The sequence below is a fragment of the Shewanella sp. BJSY2023SW005 genome, from assembly GCF_047314585.1.
Lineage (GTDB): Bacteria > Pseudomonadota > Gammaproteobacteria > Enterobacterales > Shewanellaceae > Shewanella > Shewanella algae.
This window is the reverse complement of the sequence record NZ_JBKORJ010000060.1, coordinates 13,522-31,032: the sequence shown is the minus strand read 5'-3', so window position 1 is coordinate 31,032 and position 17,511 is coordinate 13,522. Positions and strand designations below refer to the sequence as shown.

Here is a 17,511-nt window from a genome sequence, read left to right as displayed (position 1 = left end):
TACTGCGAACCACGCCTTGCATCCAAGCCCGTAAGCCGACGCAGAGCACACATGGGACTTGTTCGCACCTTCCTTAGCATCAGTCCGTGCCGCCCTGAGGCTTGCGCTCGTAAGGCACAAAGGGCACCCGCTTAAGCCACAAACGCAGCGCTTGCCAATAGATGAGCCAAAGAATTTTCAGGCTCATCAAGGGAAAGCCCCACAGATAACGCCTGAGCTCACGACCATTGAAGGGGCGGCGTTTGAGGCTTAATACCGCATCGAAGCTGGCCTTTTGCGACTCGGGTGTCGGCCCTGCCACGTCCCCCTTGCCGGGCAGATTGCTGATCCGCAAATCGAGCCGCTCTGCCGGCGCCGGAATATGCCAGCGATAGCGATAATCCAGCGACATAAAAGGCGATACATGGAAGCACTTGTCGCCAAGTGCCGGCGCCTCGGCCGACACCAGATAACAGTGACGCTCATTCCAAGGGGTATTGCTCACCTCAGCCAACAGGTATTTATACTCATCACCTTGAAAGCAGTAGAAAAAGTTGACCGGGCTGAAATAGAGTCCAAAGTGGCGCAGTTGCCCGGCGAACAGCACACTGTCGCAGCCGGCCTCGCCGCCGAGGGCAATCACCTTATCCAGCACCCGCTGTTTCAGCGAGGTGGCAGTATTCGATTCTGAAGCCGCCTTGAGATAATCCTGCTGCCGAAAACGCAGCGCAGACCAAGGGGATTCACCAAACAAGCCGCTCAGGGACGAAAGCCTTGGCAAGTCATCCAAGTCCAGCAGCATCAGGGCAAAGGGATAGCGAAAACAGTGTCTTACCGGTGTTAGCCTCAAGTGGCTGACGCTGCCGAGGTAGATACCCGTTTCAGGTTTCATAGGCTTACCCCGAACCTTTCACAAACATCCAGGGCGCTGCGCACCCCGTCTTCATGAAAGCCGTTGTACCAGTAGGCGCCGACAAAATGGATACGGTCTTGGCCGCAGATCTCGCTGCGGCGTTGCTGCGCCGCCTGGCTCTGTTCATTGAATACCGGGTGAGCATAGACAAAGCGTTTGAGCACCTTGTCCTTGGCTATCGCCTCATCCTGATTCAGGGTCACCAAAAAATCCGGCGCAGACTTTGGCAGGCGCTGCAAAATATTCATGTTATAGGTTACGCAGGCGGGACGGCTGGCATCGCCATCGAGACGATAATTCCAACTGGCCCAGGCGGCGCGGTGCTTCGGCAGCAACGAGGTGTCTGTATGCAAGGTCACCTGGTTATCCTGGTATTTAAGCCTGGAGAGTATCTCCCGCTCCAGCTCACTGGCGTCACCGAGCATGGCCAGCGCCTGATCGCTGTGGCAGCCGAGGATCACCTGATCGAACTCATGCCAGCTATCCTTGACTCTGAGCTGCACGCTCCCCGCTTGGCGGCGGATTTGTTCTACAGGCGAGTTGAGATGCACCCGCTCGGCAAAGGGCGCGCTGAGCGCCGGAATATAACTGCGGGAGCCGCCTTCGAGCACATACCACTGCGGCCGATTGCTGACGGCCAACAGTCCATGATGTTCAAAGAAACGGATAAAGAAAGGCAGCGAGAAAGCGCGCATATCCTGAATACTGGACGACCAGATAGCGGCGCCCATCGGCAGAATGTAGTGCTGACAGAAGAAGTCGGAGAACCCCTGCTGTTCGAGAAATTCCCCCAGTGTCACCGCCGGGTAACGACCGCTTTGATACAAGGCTTTGCAGCGGCTGTTGAAGGCCAAAATCTCCCTCAGGAACCCCCAGAAAGTCGGACTCAGCAGATTGCGCTTTTGTGCAAACAGGGTCGCCAGGCTATGGCCGTTGTATTCAAGACCGCTGACAAGGTTTTGCACCGAGAAGCTCATCTCGGTCGCCAGCGCCTTGATACCGACCCGGGCCATCAAAGCCTGAAACCTGGGATAGGTGCGATCGTTGAATACAATAAACCCTGTGTCTATGGCGTAGGGTTTGCCGCCAAGCTCAACATCCACAGTGGCCGTATGACCGCCCAGATAATCGGCGGCTTCAAACAACGTCACCTCATACTGCTGTGACAACAGATAACCACAAGTGAGCGAGGAGATCCCCGAACCGACTATGGCGATGCGCGGCTTGTTGCCGGTTGAAACTGTCATACTGGGCTCCCGTTTTTTGCAGAGGGTTTACCAAGGGCGGCGGCCAACCAACTGCGGGGCAGCCAGCTCAGCAGAGTCAGCAGCCAGATAAAGCGCCCGGGAAAGGCTATCAGGCGCCGTCTAGCGGCCAGGGCTTGGATGATGGTGTTGGCGGCTTTATCGGCGGAAATCCGCATCGGCATGGCGAAGTCATTTTTGTCGGTGAGCGGCGTTTTAACAAAACCAGGGCGAATTTCGCTGACGTCTATTCCCTTGTGGGCCAGATCGAGCCGCAAGCTCTGCGCCAGGTAACTAATCCCGGCCTTGGAGGCGCCATAGGCCTCCGCCCGCGGGAAAGGCAGCATCACAACGCTTGAACTCATCAGCGCCAGTTGGCTGCCACGGGCAAGCAAAGGCATAAAGGCTTCCAGGCAATAGCCCACAGCCAACAGATTGGTGCGGATAACCCGCTCAAACAGGGCGCTGTCAAAGGCCATGGCCTCGTCTATGTACTCACAGGTACCGGCGTTGAGCAGCAGCAGCTCCACACCGTTGGCTTGGCCTAACTCCAATTTGAGCTTGCTGCCAAGCTTAAGCACCGAGTCTCTGTCAGTGACATCGAACCTCAAAGGCTCGCAGCCTTCGAGGGCGGCCAGAGCTTGTTCATTGCGGCCACAGGCCAAGACCCGCCAACCGGCGGCGGCATATTGTCTGGCGAGCTCGGCACCTATGCCTGAGCTGGCACCCGTGATCAATACCGTCTTCATCGGCTTGCCCTGCCCTTGACCATGCGCACCACTGAGCCCAGCAGTGGCAACTGTTCATAGAGCATCTGCCCCAGATCCAGATAATCCCTGTGATAATGGATTTTGTCGCCAAACTTGATGAGGCTGATACCATCGACGCTGATACTCTGCCCCCGGTTCAACTTGGGGTGGCAATACTTCATCTGCCAACTGATGGCGGCCTGGTCACCGGTGGGCAAGACGTCAGTGATCTCAAAGGCGATTTCGGTCAGGTTGCGATACAAACCGGCAAAATACTGTTCCAGTTGCTCAAGCCCCTCCAGTCGGTGCATGGGATCGCAAAAACAGATCTCAGGCGCATAGACGGCCTGCAGCCTTTGGCGCAATGTGGGCAATTGCTCGGGGCCCAGGGATTGATACAAGGCAATAAATGCCTGAATAATCTCCTGATACTGCGGCGATGCCGGCTGTGAAGCGGGCGCTATCTCCGCGGCAACTGAGTGGCTGGTCATGATAATCCCTCGGCTAATGAACTGAGTTCAGGCAGACTTTTTCAACACGGCCAGGGCGGTCAACGCCCTTTGCCGCGCCGCGCTGTGCTCGACTATCGGTGGCGGATAAGCCGCAGTGGCAAACAGACTCGGCTCGGTGAAGCGGGACGATGCAGCTGTGCCCGGATGGTGTATCTGTTTAAGCGGCCAGTGCGCCAGTTCAGGCAGATAACGGCGGATAAAACTGGCGTCAGGGTCGAACTTTTCGCTCTGGCTCATGGGGTTGAAGATCCTGAAATAGGGCTGGGCATCACAGCCGGTGCCGGCAGACCACTGCCAGCCGCCGTTATTGGCCGCCAGGTCGCCATCTATCAGGGCGCGGCGAAAATACTGCTCGCCCCAGCGCCAGTCCACCAACAGGTGTTTGGTGAGGAAGCTGGCGGTCACCATTCGCAGCCGATTGTGCATCCAGCCGGTTTGGTTTAGCTGACGCATGGCGGCATCCACCAGCGGATAACCGGTGCGGCCCTCGCACCAGGCAGCAAACTCTTGCGGGTCATTACGCCAGACTATGTCATCGCCGAGTGAGTTGAAGTTGCGGCCCATACACAGCTGGGGCCAGGCATGCAGCAGATGGCGGTAAAACTCGCGCCAGGCCAGCTCAGCCAGCCAGCTGCGACCCGGACTATTGTCCTCTGCCATAGCCTCGGGGAAGCGGTTGAGCAGCGCTGCTACACATTGCCGTGGGCTGAGAATACCAAACGCCAGATAGGGCGACAGGCAACTGGTGCCATCGAGGGCCGGGAAATCCCGCTCCTGACCGTAATCGGCAAGCTGGTTGGCAATAAAACTATCGAGCCGCTGCCTGGCCGCCCCTTCACCCACTGGCCAGTGATGGCTGTCTTGTTTACTGCCTTGATTGCTGACCTTAAAACTCAGCTCTGCGGGTTCGGGTAATGCCGGGGCCAGAGGCGCAGGTACCGGCAGCGGCGTTATCGCCTCTCTTCCCAGCAGCTCACGCCAACGGCGAAAGAAAGGGGTAAATACCCGATACATTTCGCCGCCTTGGGTACGGACGCTCCCAGGCGGCAGCAAACAGTGCTCATCGGTAAACTGCAGGCCTACCCCTGTAGTCCTGGTAAGCTGCGCCAGCGCCTGATCCCGGCGCTGCTCGTTAATCTCCACCTCGCGCCCGGCAAAAATCTGCTTGACGCCCTGGCGTCGGCAATACGCCTCGACTGTGGCATTCACCAAAGAGAAATCGTCACAGTGCAGTAAATCAAAAGCTATCCCCAAAGATGCCAACGCCCGTTGCAGTTGATTGACGCTGCGTTCGATGAAATCCAGCTGCATGGGGCCAACAGAGTGCTGCTGCCACTGGGCCGGAGTCGCAATATAAAAACCCCGCAGCGGCAGACCTTGAGCCCTTGCCGCTTCGCACGCCAGCCACAGAGCCTGGTTATCTGAAGTGCGCAGATCGCTGCGAAACCAGATGACAACACAGGCCTTTTCACGGGAAGGCACATGATTGGGCAAGGACTGGGACATGTTACTTGTCCTCCGGTTGTTTTGAGGCGGACTCGGCCTGCCCCAGCAGTGCCAATATGGCGGCATTGCTGCTGCAAAGCACAGGACTCTTGAGGGGCTCCCCGCCCTTCTTGGCGCCTTTTTCAGTCACAGCCAGTTCCTTGGCATAGTGCTCAAAGGCACTGGCGTGAGCCGCCACATAATCCCCGCTCAAGATCAGTGGATAATCCAAAGCGCTCGCCAACTGGAACAGGGCTTTGACACTGCTGCCGGGCAACTGGGAAGGCGGTAGCAACAAGAGTCCCTGCAGCGGCAGCCTGTGTGCCAAGAGTTGCAGCCCCTGGCCTTCCAAAGGCTCCTCTATATTGAGCGGCAACAGGCTGACACCCCGGGTGATAAGCTCCAGTTGCAGCAAGAGCTCACTCCAGGCCGGCTGCTTGCCAAGCGGCAGATAAAGAAGTTGCCAGCGGGGTTTCTGGCGCAGCAACTGTTCGCTGCGGGCGCCGACATAGTGAGCCAGACGGCTTTCGAGCCAACTGCGGACAAGTGCGCCGTCGAGGCGTTCATCGAGCTGGGTGTCCAATACTTGCAACCAATGGCGCAGGCGCCGACAACACAGGGCGATGGGATAGAGGGCACTGAATTCATCCAGCAAGCGGCCAAAGCGGGCACTGCTGAGAGAAAGTGCCGCCTCGGTGAGACTGCTGCTGAACTTCAGCCAGTCGTCGTCTTCATTTTCTTGCTGCAGCTGTTTTTCTGTCTGGCCACTGAGCAGTGGCTTGACCTTGCTGATGGCCACGCCCTGCTCAAGCCAGGAGAGGATTTCACGGATCTGCTGAACCTGCTCCTGACTGTAGAGTCTATGGCCCTTGGGGGTGCGCTGCGGGATAACCAGTCCAAACCGTCGCTGCCAGGCGCGCAAGGTGACAGGATTCACCCCGGTCAGTCTGGCGACTTCGCCGATGGAAAGGTTGGCATTGTTATCAGTAGGCATAACGCAGTTTTAACTCCTGTGGATGAGGGTTGAGATAAACCTGGGCCGCAATATACGGCTGTGGATGCTCCCTCAAGTAATGTTTAATCAATGTCAGCGGCACCAACAGAGGTTGCAGCCCCTGACGATATTCATCTATCGCCTGACTGAGCTCAGACTTCTGCGCCTTGGTCAGGTGTTGTTTGAAATAGCCCTGAATATGCTGCAGCGCACTGGTGTGATTGCGGCGACTGGCCTTGTTTTTCAGCGCCTCCATAAAGCCTTCAAAGTAACGCTGGGCAGTTTCCTGCAAGTCTTCACCGCCGTCAGCCAGCAAGGGACCAAGTTGGCGATATTGAGCCGGACTGTGAGCCAGTAATAGGTATTTGTATCTGGCATGAAATTGGGTCAATTTATGCAGGCTTAAGCCGGAGTGCAGCAGACACTGCCAGTCGTGAAAGGCATACACCCGGGTGAAAAAGTTTTCCCTGATCACCAAATCGTTCAAGCGCCCCTCTTCTTCAACCGGCAGTTGTGGCCAGCGTTGCATCAGGGCCTTGGCGAACACACCTATGCCGCTGCGATTCCCCTGGTCGCCGCCTTCCTTGTAGACAGTGACCCGTTCCATGCCGCAGGTAGGTGATTTGGCACAAAGCAAATAGCCACTTAAAAATCCCAATTCAGCGACTTTTTGCTCACTGAAACTTTGCAGGCTCTCGGTTACATCCAGGCTGGCATCACGGCTCTGGATCCGGATCTCATCACCGCGGCGCACCTGACGTATGCTCTTGCGTGGCGCGCCCATACCTATCGCCATCTCAGGACAGACTGGCACAAAGTCAAAATGCTGCCTAAGCTCCTGCTGGCAATAGACAGAATTCTTATGACCACCGTCAAAACGCACCTGCTGCCCCAACAGGCAGGCACTGATACCCAGTTGAATTCGCTGCGACTCAAACTTGTACATATTAAGAATCCTTGTATAACCTTGTAGTAGATTAAGGCACACACCTGTACAATGATCAAGTTTTTGTACAATATTTTTTTTAGCAAAGAGGAACCGACTTGCCTGGCAAGCCATACAAGAACTTAAAAGGAGTCAAGCCCAGCAAGCCTGGGCTATCCGCTGGCGAAGCAAGACCCATCTTGAATGAAACCTGTAACGCAAAGGCATTTAAGAGAGATTCGAAGGGAGATAAAAAACGGGAGCCTTGAGCTCCCGTTTTCTGTCATTGATACCTTTCACTGCAGGGCGCTAGCGCCTGAAATTATTGCTTGTCGGCCCCCAGGCGCTCAACCAGGAGTACCAGGCCAATTCCGGCGGCGGCACACAAGAGCGCCAACCCCAACTGATGCGGCTGCTGTGTCAGTTGCTCAAAGCCAAAGGGAGACAGGTTTTGCTGCACCAGGGGTACCTGCTCACCATGGGAATTGGTGCGCCAGCTCAGCGTCTGTTTCCAAGGCCAGATCTTGCCCAGCGTCCCCAGCATAAGCCCGGTAAGGAAGATAAGGGTGGCATCGTGAAAGCGCCGCAGCAGCGCCGACAGCAGATGGCTGAAACTCAGGATACCTATCACGGCACCGACAGCAAAACAGCCAAGAATATCCAGCTGGATATTCTTGGCCGCCGCCAGCACGGCAGGATACAGTCCCAATAGCAAGAGGATAAAGCTGCCGGATATCCCCGGCAGTATCATGGCGCAAATGGCAATGGCACCGCCAACAAAAATATTAAAGTAGCTGGCCTCCAACTCGACAGGACTCAGCACGGTAATGCCCCAGGCAAAGGCCACTCCCAGCGCGAATATCAATAGCCGTGGCAGTGAAAAACCGCCCTTGACCTGGCGCAGCATATGCACCACAGAGATCAGGATCAGCCCGAAAAAGAATGACCATACAGGAATAGGATGATGTGCCAGCAGGTAAGAGATAAGCTTGGCCAGACTCAGAATACTGCTGAGGATACCCGCCAACAGACTCAACAAAAAGGCGCCATTGATATGTGCAAACGCCGCCTTGATCCCGTCGCCGCGTATAATGCCCCAAAGGCTGGGATTGATACGGCGAATACTTTCCAGCAGGGTGTCATAGATGCCGGTAATAAAGGCTATGGTTCCCCCGGAAACGCCGGGCACCACATCGGCGGCCCCCATGGCCAGCCCCTTGAGGTAGGTCAACAGAAATTTCACTAGGTTTCCTTACTACTGTTTTGATAATTCTCGCGGATTATACCAATCCTGATTGAAGTTGGATTGTCCAAGGAAGTGATTCTTGCACTTGCAAAGGGTTCACCATTTGCACCTTCCAGAAGAAACCGCCATTTAAGCACAGACCCCAGTTGCTGCCACGCCATTTTATTCTATCTGTTCAGCCCCAGATCAGATTGGCGTGCTCCTCGCTCATCTCAGCCAAAGCTCTTGCCTCTTGCCTCTTGCCTCTTTCCTCTTGGCTCTTGGCTCTTGGCTCTTGGCTCTTGGCTCTTGCCAAAGCGCTCGTCAGCATACACACTCATCCGACCAGAGCAATAACAAAAACATTACTCTATACCAACAAAGAACATCAACAAGGAATACCCACAAGGAATCACTATGAGTAAAACCGCCAATGCGACCCTGAACTTGTATCACAAATGCAGGCGCCTGCCCTTTGGCAATAAGATATTCTCCTTGCTGGTCAGCCGGATGGCGCCCTACTTTGGCAGTATCAAACCGATAATCAGTCAGTTGGAGCCCAACTACTGTGAATGCCTGCTGCGTAAACGCCGCGCAGTGGAGAATCACATAGGTACAGTACATGTCATTGCCATCTGCAACGGCCTGGAAATGGCGATGGGAGTCATGGCCGAGGCTTCAATACCACCTCATCTACGCTGGATCCCCAAGGGCATGACGCTGGATTACACCGCCAAGGCCGGCAGCGATATCCGCTGTGTGGCCAAGGTTGATGCCAATGCCTGGCAGCCTGGGGATCTCGATGTCGAGGTGCTCGCCTATGACTGCAATGATATCCTTGTGGTCAAGGGCAGTATCAAGCTCTGGATCTCGGCCAAGCCGGCCAAAAACGCGACCGAGAAGGGATCATAATTTGAAACAAGCCAGCACTTCCCTCATTCGGGTTTGATTGCTAACTTGGCTCAGCTAATCGAAGCCTTAGACGGTACTCAAGAGTAAGCAGGAAAAAGATGCAGGGACAGCCGGTCAAAATTAGTCACACCCCCAATATCGATGCCGTCAGAGGGCTGGCAGTATTGGGGATATTCTTTCTCAATGTCAGTTTTATGGGCGTCACCTTATATGGTTATGCGCCCTTTCCCGAGTTTCATTTAACCGATGCCATTACCGAAACCCTGAGTAATTTTCTGCTGGAAGGGCGCTTCCTCAGCCTGTTTTCCATGCTCTTCGGTGTCGGCCTCTATATTCAACAACAGAATTTCCTCGCCAGAGGATTGGAGCCCTTCCCCTTAATCCGCTCACGCTTACTCTGGCTGATGCTCTTTGGGGCGCTGCACAGCCTGTTTATCTGGCCGGGGGATATCCTGCTCACCTATAGCATTTGTGGCTTCCTCGCCTGGCATTATCGTAACCTGGAGATTGAAGCACAGCAAAGGCGGGCACTGCTCTTTATCGCCATCGGCACCCTGGCCTATGGTCTGATGATCTTTCTGCCGGGTGATGAAACCTGGATCCGCGGCAACGCCTTTTTCAATGAACAATACAGCGCCTGGACCGGCAGCTATGGCGAGCAGTTGCTGATGCACCTGTTTATGACCTTGTTGATGCTGATTTCCCTGCCATTTACTCTGCTGTGGTTTGTCAGCGGTGTGATGCTGCTGGGGATTAGCCTGTATCGTCGCGGGCTGTTTGACCAAGGTTTACCCCAGGGCAAATTAGGGAAATTGCTGGCGCTGAGCTTGCTGCTGTCGCTGGCGGACACGATTCTCAGCCTGCAATCCCGCCCCAAATTGGTGATGCTTTCCGATATTCTGGTCATGCTGAGCGCCATTCCCATGGCTATCATCTATGCTCATCTGTTGGTTAAGTTCGGCCGGCGCCTGCCATGGTTGCCAAGACGCCTGCAGGCGGTTGGCCGGATCCCCTTGAGCCTGTATATTTTGCAGTCCTGTTTTGGGATCTGGCTGTTTCGCCATCAAGCGCCCGAGTTACTGCTGACACTTGAACGCATAGACTACCTGGCCATAGCCCTGGGCTATGCCTTGGTGCAGATAATACTGGCCGGCTGCTACCTTAAGTTCTTCAACCAAGGACCGCTGGAATGGCTCTGGCGCCGTCTGGCCTTTGGCAATAAGCCAATCAATAACGCCACGAATACTCACGAGTCAAATACATGAAGTACAAAGGAAAAGTCAGCCATTGGCAGGACGATAAAGGCTTTGGATTTATCAGCCCCAATGACGGCAGTGAACGGGTATTTCTGCACATTAAGTCACTGAGCCTGAGCGGTCGCAGGCCACAAGTGGGCGACGTACTGACGTTTAAAATCACCTTGGATGACAAGGGCCGGCGCCAGGCGCAGCAGGCCTTCTTTCCCGAGGACAGGGGCAGACTCAAACAAAAACAGCGCCAACAGAATAAGCGCAGCAGTCACAAGTCTTTCGTCGGTAAGCTCACAGTCCTGTTTGCCCTGCTGCTACTGGCTTTAGTGGCACTGGGTAAGCTGCCACTCTTGGTGCCCGTCTGGTATCTGCTGCTGAGCCTTATCTGTTATTGGCTCTATGCCCGCGATAAAAAGGCCGCCGAAACTGGCCGCTGGCGCACCAAGGAGTCGACCCTGCAACTGACCGGCTTGCTCGGTGGTTGGCCCGGCGCTTTACTGGCACGCCATCAGTTTCGCCACAAGACCAGTAAAACAAGTTTCAGACTCCTGTTCTGGTGCTGTGTCGGCCTCAACCTGTTGGTGCTTGGCGCCGCTCTTAAGCTGGGATGGCTGGCACGGCTGCCCGAGATAGCCTTTTAACGGTTGGCTCTAAACTCAAGAGCAAGCTCACTTACCAAACAAGCTCAATCAAGTAAGCCAAGTGCCAGCTTGCGGCCGCGCTCGGCAGCATACTGCCGGCTGACGAGCTGGGCTGAGACTATCGCCCCCTCTTTAATCAAACACAGCTGCCCGGCCAACTCACGAGCGCGCTCGCGGCCAAGCCAAGACGACAACTTCTGCTCAAGCTCATTTTGAACCCTGGCCTTATGCTCACGGCAGAGACGATTTACCGGATGCTCGGGTGAGGGATACTCGGCGGCGGTATTGATAAAGAAACAGCCGCGAAACTGGCTCAGGGACTCAACCCGGCTGTTGAACCAATCATCCAGGGCGTTAAACAGCTCATGGACCAGCTCCGTCGGCGTTTGCGCCGTCTCCAGCCTTTGATTCAACCAGTCAAAAAACAGCTGATCGCGATAACGCACCACGGCCAGCACCAGGGCCTCCTTCCCCTCGAAATGATGATAAAGGGTCTTCTTGGCTATGCCGGCCTCGGCCAGAATTTGATTGATGCCCACCCCATGCACACTCTCTCGATAAAAGAGTTCAAAGGCGCCGGCAAGCAGTTGGGAAACCTTGTCCATCTCACACTCCTTAACGATTCAATATGAGTTTGACAAAAGTAGAACGGTCTGTCTACCATAAAAAGTAGACCGATTGTTCTACCAAGCAAAACGCTGACAACCAAAGGAAAACAGATATGGACAACACACCTCCCCTGACTGCAACACCTGCTGCAAAAACCACAGCCCAAGCGGCGACAAACCGTTGGCAGGCTGCCGCCTGGGCCACACTGGGCGCCGGAAGCTGTATTGGATTACTGGCGGGATTACAGGAGATGCTGACGCAGAACCTGAGCTGGAGTCTGCTGCTGATGGCACCATTCGGCGCCACTATGGTGTTGCTCTACGCCCTGCCCCAAAGCCCGCTGGCGCAGCCGAAAAACATCTTCTTCGGCCACCTGCTCACCTGCGCTCTGGGACTCTTGTTATTGCACACCTTGGGAGTGTCGCCGCTGACACTGGGGCTGGGAACCGGCCTCGGGGTCGGCCTGATGATGTTGACCAATACCACACATCCACCGGCCGGTGCCAACCCCTTGCTGGTGATGCTGGCCGGGGCCGACTGGCAGTTTTTGTTAACGCCTGTGGTTTCGGGGTTGCTGCTGATCCTCGCTTTCGGTTGGGCCTATCACAAGAGCCTGTATATCAAGGGGATCAGCAAGCATAGCTGGCCTAAAACCAACTGAGGGCAACACTTATCACCACGCCGGTGATCAACAACTGCATCAGACAAAAACCCATGATATCCCGGGCCTTGAGCCCGGCAATGGCCAACACAGGCAGCGCCCAAAAAGGCTGGATCAGGTTGGTCCAGGCATCCCCCCAGGCCACCGCCATGGCGACCCTGGCGACATCGGCGCCAAGTGCCTCGGCGGCCGGCAACATGATAGGTGCCTGTACCGCCCACTGGCCGCCACCGGACGGCACGAAGATATTCACCACACCGGCGCTGATAAAGCTCCAGAATGGCAGTGACTCGGCGCTGGCAATGGCAACAAAACCCGAAGAGATACTCTGTGCCAGCCCGGACTGCACCATCACCGCCATGATGCCGGCGTAAAAGGGAAACTGGATCACTATCCCGGCGCCGCCCTTGATCGCCTCATTGAGACTGACCAGCAGACTGCGCGGCGTCTGGTGCAGGGTTATCGCCAGAAACAGAAACAGGAAGTTGACTATGTTGAGGTTGAGGCTGCCCCCCTGAACAAAGAACCAATACCCCAGATACCCCAGACCACACAGGCCCACCAGGATCCCGAGTATCCGGCTATTCTCCAGATAGTCGGCCGGGCGTTTGTTCTCACTCTGAGTCGGCGCAGCATCCTCGAGCAGCGCAGGATCGACTATCACAGACTCTTTGTCATCCGGCAGCATAAAGCGATTGACCAGCGGCATTATGATAAACAGCAAGGCAAGTAGCAGCAGATTAAAATCGGCAAAAATGGTTTCCGAGGTAGGGATAATGCCTATCTGCGCCTCGGCAAAGTGTCCTGGTGTGGCCACAGTCAAGGGCACAGAGCCCGCCAAGCCGCCGTGCCAGACCACAAAGCCCGAATAGGCACTGGCCACCAGCAAACGGTAATCCACCTTGACCCGGCGCGCCAACGCCTTGGCAAACAGGGCACCGACCACCAAACCAAACCCCCAGTTAAGCCAACTGGCCGCCAAGGAGACCAAGGTCACCAGTATGATAGCCTGCGGCGCACTGCGGGCCAGAGACGCTATGGCGTCCAGCAGCTTCTTCACCGGTGGAGAGCTGGCCAGCATAAAACCGGCGACCAGCACCAGCAACATCTGCATCGAGAAACTGAGCAGATTCCAAAAACCACTGCCCCAATAACCCAGCACTTCTACCGGTGTCTTTTGCTGGCCGAGCATGGCGGCGGCAAACACCAACAGAGTGAGCAGGAGCACAAAGATATAGGGATCGGGCAGATACTTATCCACCAGCTTGACCAGTGGCCGGGAGGCGCGATTGAGCATAGGGGTTTCCTTGAGTCTTATTATGATTATTCTGCGGAGAGCTGATTTAGCTTTCACTTTTTTATCAATAGCCTACACAAGTCTGCCTGTGGGATAAAGCCCGACAAAAGTACACTATAACCCTAAGGAAGGTGCGCATAAGTCCTCGTGGCCTTCTCTTTTGTAGAGAGTGGCTTGCACAGCAATTGGCGTTCAAGGCATCTGACTGAAGGCATGCCGGGGCCTGTCGAAGTCGGATAACGCAGAGAGCCGGTTGCTGTGAAAGCCCCGAAGGGCGTGGCTTACAGGCCTGCCTGCTGTGTTGTGCTTCTTGCAAAGGACTAGGGCCATTTGCGGCGAACCACGCCTTACATCCAAGCCCGTAAGCCGACGCAGAGTACACATGGGACTTGTTCGCACCTTCCCTTAGCTGTAAATGCCGCAGTCCAACTGTTAAGATAGCGCCACCTTCAGGACAGAGGATCCCCAAATGAGAATGTTGCTTGCCGTGGTGGTTATCGCCGCAGTTATTTTTTACTTTTTCACCACCATGAATGGCCAAAAACTGGCAAAAGAGAATATTGCCAAGGGCGAGGTATTTCTTGAGGCCAATAAGCATAAAGAGGGTGTGGTCACCACAGACTCAGGGCTGCAGTATCAGTTGCTGCACAAGGGGCAAGGCCAGGTTCATCCGGGTCCCAAGGATAAGGTGACAGTGCACTACCATGGCACCCTGATTGACGGCACTGTGTTTGACAGCTCGGTCGATCGCGGCGAGCCCATCGCCTTTCCACTCAATCAGGTGATCAAGGGCTGGACCGAAGGGGTTCAGTTGATGACAGAAGGCGACAAGATGCGCTTCTTTATACCCAGCAGCCTGGGCTACGGCAATCGCTCTGCCGGCTCCATCCCGCCGGGTTCGGTGCTGATTTTTGATGTGGAATTACTCAAGATCAACTAACAATCCCCAACAACAAACCCGGCCAAAGCCGGGTTTGTTGTTTCAGTAACAGCTGTTAACCCTGCGCGAAGGGCTCGTCAATCGACTTGGCCGGCTGGGTAAACCAGCGTGGCCCCTCTGCCGTCATATAGAAGTGGTCTTCATGGCGAACGCCGAACTCGCCGGGCACACAAAGCATGGGCTCATTGGAAAAACACATACCAACTGCCAGTGAGGTGTTGTCGCCATCAACCAGGTAGGGCCACTCATGAATATCCAAGCCTATGCCGTGGCCCGTTCTATGGGGCAGTCCCGGCAGTTGATATCCGGGCCCGAAACCGGCCGCTTCCAACACGGCTCTGGCCGCCTTGTCGACACCACTGCAGGGCGCACCTAAAGCCGCCGCTTCAAAACCGGCCCGCTGCGCTGCCTGCTCCAGCTCCCACAATTGCCGCTGCCGCTCGCTTGGCGTACCAAATACGTAGGTGCGGGTAATATCCGAGTTGTAACCATGCAGCTGACAGCCTGTGTCTATCAGCACAGTGTCGCCTGGCTCCAGCGTCTTGGGCGACTTGACCCCATGGGGATAGGCGCTGTCTTCACCAAAGAGCACTATGCAGAAATAGGAGCCACTGGCCCCCACGGCTCTATGGGCCTTGTCGATAAAATCTTCCACCTCGGCGGTACTGATCCCCGGGCGTAATATTCTGGCGGCGGCCTTGTGCACTTCGAGCGTCATATCCATCGCCCGCTGAATCAGCCTCAGCTCGGCGACCGATTTATGCATTCGCAGTTGGGCGCTAATCTTGGCGCCGTTGACAAAGGCAAGCTCGGGGCAAGCCTCACGCAGACCATCAAACAAAAAGAAAGGGGCAGATTCATCTATAGCCAGAACGGCGCCCGCACGCAGACAGCCCATGCGCTCAAGCACATTGCGGCACAGCTCATAGGGAATCTGGTGCTCATGCCATGTGTTAACCCGTCCAGGCTGCAACATAAAGCCCTTGAGGGTGTCGAGCTCAAATGCCGGCGCCAGGTATTCCAGCTCACCACGACAGGGCAAAATCGCTCCTACCATACGCTCACTGGCATACCAACGCAGGCCGGAGAAATAATAGAGATTGGTGCCGGCATTGAGATAGAGGGCATCTATCCCCAACTCTTGCATCAGCGTCTGGGCATTTTGTTGCCTGGTTTTGAATTCGGCGGCTTCCACCGCTGTGACATCCCGGGTCATATCCACCAGCTTTGCCAACTCCTGCTCCGGGGTTGAGCCACCAACGCCTGTGCTCATAGAATTCTCCTGCTTGATTACTTTTAGTCGTTATTTGCTTGGGTATTAATGTGCTCGAGAGTTTTAGCATATTGTATGCAAATTTTAAAGCGGCAAACGAAATTGCCAATTTCCGGCGACCGCTGGTATGCTGCTTGCGCCAAACGCGGGAGTACAATATGCAGGATCTTGCCAACTATATTCTGGCCATAGAAGGACGGACAAGCAGCGCTGAACTGTTGGAGTCGGTGCAAATTCACACCACGGACGATGAAGGTTTATGGCAATATCACTTTGCCGATGGCGCCATTATAGAAAAACAGCAGGAGCTGGAACAGGAGCCAAGCCAGTCCAATATCGGCGAGCTTTGTGAAGATAACTGGACCCGTTATCGGGTGCTGAAAGGAAACGATATCAGCCCAAAACAAAAAGCCTTCAGCAACCTGTGCCAAAGGGCCTTCTGGTTGAAGATGCGTCAGGCCTGCCAGGAACCGGCTTGAAGGGGGATGTCTCCCCCTTGAATCAGACTATCAGGCCTGTTGCATCAGCATTACTTGCAGACCACGGCAGACCAAGGTCTCCATATCGTCGACCCGACTTATCTGACACTGACTGACAGTGGCAGGAACCGCCAAGTCTTTAACACCGCTGACACAGCCCTTGTAGTAGTCGGCATTGGCCAACATGTTACCGGCGAGCCAGAGTTTTTGCGGGTTGAGTAGATTGACCGCCCAGGCAATGCCCATTCCCAGATAGGCCCCGGCGCGGTAGAGTTCTACCGGGTTGCGCAAGCGTCGACGCCGCACCGACTCGCCACTGGCCAACTGTTCGAGGCTGAATTCCCCCGACTCCGTCATCACCCGGCAAGCCCCAAGCTCACCGGCCAGGCCATTGGCACCACTGAACACCCGGCCGTTGAGCGCCAGTGACATGCCGATCCCTGTGCCACACATCACCAAGAGTTCGCACTGGTGTTTTACGCTGGCAATGGCGTGCAGACCGGCGTGGATATCATTGCTGATAGCCACCAGTTCACCACGGCTGCTGAGTTTTTCCGGGTTGAGCCCCACCAGCGCCGGCAAGGCACGACAGGATATTAGTTGGTTGTCTCGCACCATGCCGGGGAAGGCCAGAGCCAGACGGTAGTTTGCAAGCCCATAATCAGATTCAAGTTCAGCCAATTGCCGATTGAGATCTGCTATGGTGAAACTCTCTCCGGTGGGGATTTTATATTGTTCTGTTGTTTCCCCTTGCCGCAGCTGAAACAGCGCGGTTTCAGTCCCCACTTCGATCGTTAATGTCGACATCAATAAACCCCTTTTTACCGTACCGCCAGAGGCGGTAGACGGCCTAAGATGTTAGCACAGTGCTGCCGGCACCGCACCTAATCATCAAGGTTCTGTTATTTGTAACGCTTTGCTTTTACTTAACTTCCACCATGCTATCAGGATAAGTTGGGTCGCAATGGCGGGAATACAGATCACCAGCAGCAATTGCCAGCCGAGCTGATAAATGACCCAGCCGGCCCCCAGAGACGCCAATGCTTGAGAGCCAAATACCAGAGAATCGTTGAAAGACTGCACAGTGAATCTCTCTTCGGGGCGATAACAGCCAGGCAGCAGCGAAGTGCCGGCAACAAACAGGAAGTTCCAACCCACACCCAACATCACCAGCGCACTCCAATAGTTGAGCAGGTCACGCCCCGCCAGCGCCAGAGCCAAGGTCAGGCAGTAAAGCGCCAGCCCGGCCAACATGATGCGGGTGTGACCCAAGCGGGCTATCAGGTAGCCACTTATCAGCGAGGGCAGATACATGGCAATCACATGACTCTGGATCACCCACTTGGTATCCTCCAGGCTGTGATGCTCTATGTGATGCATATGTACCGGGGTCGCCGTCATGATAAAACTCATCAAGGCGTAG

The 17,511-nt window shown here is 55.3% G+C and carries 19 protein-coding genes; 6 read left to right on the top strand and 13 right to left on the bottom strand.

Going from position 1 to position 17,511, the window contains the following annotated elements; translation table 11 throughout:
- Window positions 1-79: 79 nt before the first annotated feature.
- From ACMHXI_RS18885 to ACMHXI_RS18850, 8 genes are all read right to left on the bottom strand, one after another.
- On the bottom strand, window positions 80-871 hold the full coding sequence (locus ACMHXI_RS18885) for a DUF1365 domain-containing protein (protein WP_062793357.1): 792 nt from the start codon (window positions 869-871) through the stop codon (window positions 80-82).
- Window positions 868-2,139 carry an NAD(P)/FAD-dependent oxidoreductase gene (locus ACMHXI_RS18880; protein ID WP_107005601.1) on the bottom strand — a complete coding sequence of 424 codons (1,272 nt, stop codon included), beginning with the start codon at window positions 2,137-2,139 and terminating at the stop codon, window positions 868-870. Before ACMHXI_RS18880 ends, ACMHXI_RS18885 begins: the two co-directional genes overlap by 4 nt.
- Window positions 2,136-2,885, bottom strand: a complete 750-nt coding sequence (locus tag ACMHXI_RS18875) for an SDR family NAD(P)-dependent oxidoreductase (protein WP_413735809.1) — start codon at window positions 2,883-2,885, stop codon at window positions 2,136-2,138. Before ACMHXI_RS18875 ends, ACMHXI_RS18880 begins: the two co-directional genes overlap by 4 nt.
- Entirely contained in the window at window positions 2,882-3,376 is a 495-nt protein-coding gene (locus tag ACMHXI_RS18870) for a nuclear transport factor 2 family protein (RefSeq protein WP_413735807.1), read from the bottom strand. Before ACMHXI_RS18870 ends, ACMHXI_RS18875 begins: the two co-directional genes overlap by 4 nt.
- A gap of 27 nt (window positions 3,377-3,403) precedes the next feature.
- Window positions 3,404-4,903: a deoxyribodipyrimidine photo-lyase gene (phrB, locus tag ACMHXI_RS18865; RefSeq protein WP_413735805.1), complete on the bottom strand. Its 1,500-nt coding sequence runs from the start codon at window positions 4,901-4,903 to the stop codon at window positions 3,404-3,406.
- A gap of 1 nt (window position 4,904) precedes the next feature.
- On the bottom strand, window positions 4,905-5,876 hold the full coding sequence (locus ACMHXI_RS18860; protein WP_413735803.1) for a MerR family transcriptional regulator: 972 nt from the start codon (window positions 5,874-5,876) through the stop codon (window positions 4,905-4,907).
- Entirely contained in the window at window positions 5,866-6,822 is a 957-nt protein-coding gene (locus tag ACMHXI_RS18855; protein WP_413735801.1) for a YbgA family protein, read from the bottom strand. The genes ACMHXI_RS18860 and ACMHXI_RS18855 overlap by 11 nt, the downstream gene beginning before the upstream one ends.
- A 301-nt stretch (window positions 6,823-7,123) precedes the next feature.
- Window positions 7,124-8,044 carry a DUF368 domain-containing protein gene (locus ACMHXI_RS18850; protein WP_413735799.1) on the bottom strand — a complete coding sequence of 307 codons (921 nt, stop codon included), beginning with the start codon at window positions 8,042-8,044 and terminating at the stop codon, window positions 7,124-7,126.
- Between the two features lie 399 nt (window positions 8,045-8,443).
- On the opposite strand from ACMHXI_RS18850, the gene ACMHXI_RS18845 reads away from it, so the two are divergent.
- The 3 genes from ACMHXI_RS18845 (at window position 8,444) to ACMHXI_RS18835 (ending at window position 10,829) form a co-directional block, all read left to right on the top strand.
- Entirely contained in the window at window positions 8,444-8,938 is a 495-nt protein-coding gene (locus ACMHXI_RS18845; RefSeq protein ID WP_208146466.1) for a hotdog fold domain-containing protein, read from the top strand.
- Window positions 8,939-9,036: 98 nt separating this feature from the next.
- Window positions 9,037-10,203, top strand: coding sequence for a DUF418 domain-containing protein (locus ACMHXI_RS18840; protein ID WP_243880921.1), 1,167 nt, complete (start codon window positions 9,037-9,039; stop codon window positions 10,201-10,203).
- Window positions 10,200-10,829, top strand: coding sequence for a DUF1294 domain-containing protein (locus ACMHXI_RS18835; protein WP_413735797.1), 630 nt, complete (start codon window positions 10,200-10,202; stop codon window positions 10,827-10,829). The genes ACMHXI_RS18840 and ACMHXI_RS18835 overlap by 4 nt, the downstream gene beginning before the upstream one ends.
- A gap of 44 nt (window positions 10,830-10,873) precedes the next feature.
- Here ACMHXI_RS18835 and ACMHXI_RS18830 read toward each other — a convergent pair whose 3' ends face one another.
- Window positions 10,874-11,434: a TetR/AcrR family transcriptional regulator gene (locus ACMHXI_RS18830; protein ID WP_190534940.1), complete on the bottom strand. Its 561-nt coding sequence runs from the start codon at window positions 11,432-11,434 to the stop codon at window positions 10,874-10,876.
- Between the two features lie 116 nt (window positions 11,435-11,550).
- Here ACMHXI_RS18830 and ACMHXI_RS18825 point away from each other — a divergent pair, with 116 nt between their 5' ends.
- Window positions 11,551-12,099: an HPP family protein gene (locus tag ACMHXI_RS18825; RefSeq protein WP_025889887.1), complete on the top strand. Its 549-nt coding sequence runs from the start codon at window positions 11,551-11,553 to the stop codon at window positions 12,097-12,099.
- On the opposite strand, the gene ACMHXI_RS18820 is transcribed toward ACMHXI_RS18825, so the two are convergent.
- The gene (locus ACMHXI_RS18820; protein WP_096141595.1) at window positions 12,086-13,396 is read right to left on the bottom strand and encodes a short-chain fatty acid transporter; all 1,311 of its coding nucleotides are present in this window, start codon (window positions 13,394-13,396) and stop codon (window positions 12,086-12,088) included. The two genes, ACMHXI_RS18825 and ACMHXI_RS18820, sit on opposite strands and share 14 nt — an antisense overlap.
- Window positions 13,397-13,865: 469 nt before the next feature.
- Here ACMHXI_RS18820 and ACMHXI_RS18815 point away from each other — a divergent pair, with 469 nt between their 5' ends.
- Window positions 13,866-14,336: an FKBP-type peptidyl-prolyl cis-trans isomerase gene (locus ACMHXI_RS18815; protein WP_044733888.1), complete on the top strand. Its 471-nt coding sequence runs from the start codon at window positions 13,866-13,868 to the stop codon at window positions 14,334-14,336.
- 55 nt (window positions 14,337-14,391) lie between these two features.
- Here ACMHXI_RS18815 and ACMHXI_RS18810 read toward each other — a convergent pair whose 3' ends face one another.
- Window positions 14,392-15,609 carry a M24 family metallopeptidase gene (locus tag ACMHXI_RS18810; protein WP_101060099.1) on the bottom strand — a complete coding sequence of 406 codons (1,218 nt, stop codon included), beginning with the start codon at window positions 15,607-15,609 and terminating at the stop codon, window positions 14,392-14,394.
- 158 nt (window positions 15,610-15,767) lie between these two features.
- On the opposite strand from ACMHXI_RS18810, the gene ACMHXI_RS18805 reads away from it, so the two are divergent.
- On the top strand, window positions 15,768-16,088 hold the full coding sequence (locus tag ACMHXI_RS18805; protein ID WP_107353230.1) for a hypothetical protein: 321 nt from the start codon (window positions 15,768-15,770) through the stop codon (window positions 16,086-16,088).
- Window positions 16,089-16,118: 30 nt separating this feature from the next.
- Here ACMHXI_RS18805 and ACMHXI_RS18800 read toward each other — a convergent pair whose 3' ends face one another.
- On the bottom strand, window positions 16,119-16,895 hold the full coding sequence (locus tag ACMHXI_RS18800) for an ROK family protein (protein ID WP_025009865.1): 777 nt from the start codon (window positions 16,893-16,895) through the stop codon (window positions 16,119-16,121).
- Window positions 16,896-16,979: 84 nt separating this feature from the next.
- The gene (locus tag ACMHXI_RS18795) at window positions 16,980-17,501 is read right to left on the bottom strand and encodes an MFS transporter (protein ID WP_338402373.1); all 522 of its coding nucleotides are present in this window, start codon (window positions 17,499-17,501) and stop codon (window positions 16,980-16,982) included.
- Between the last annotated feature and the right edge of the window lie 10 nt (window positions 17,502-17,511).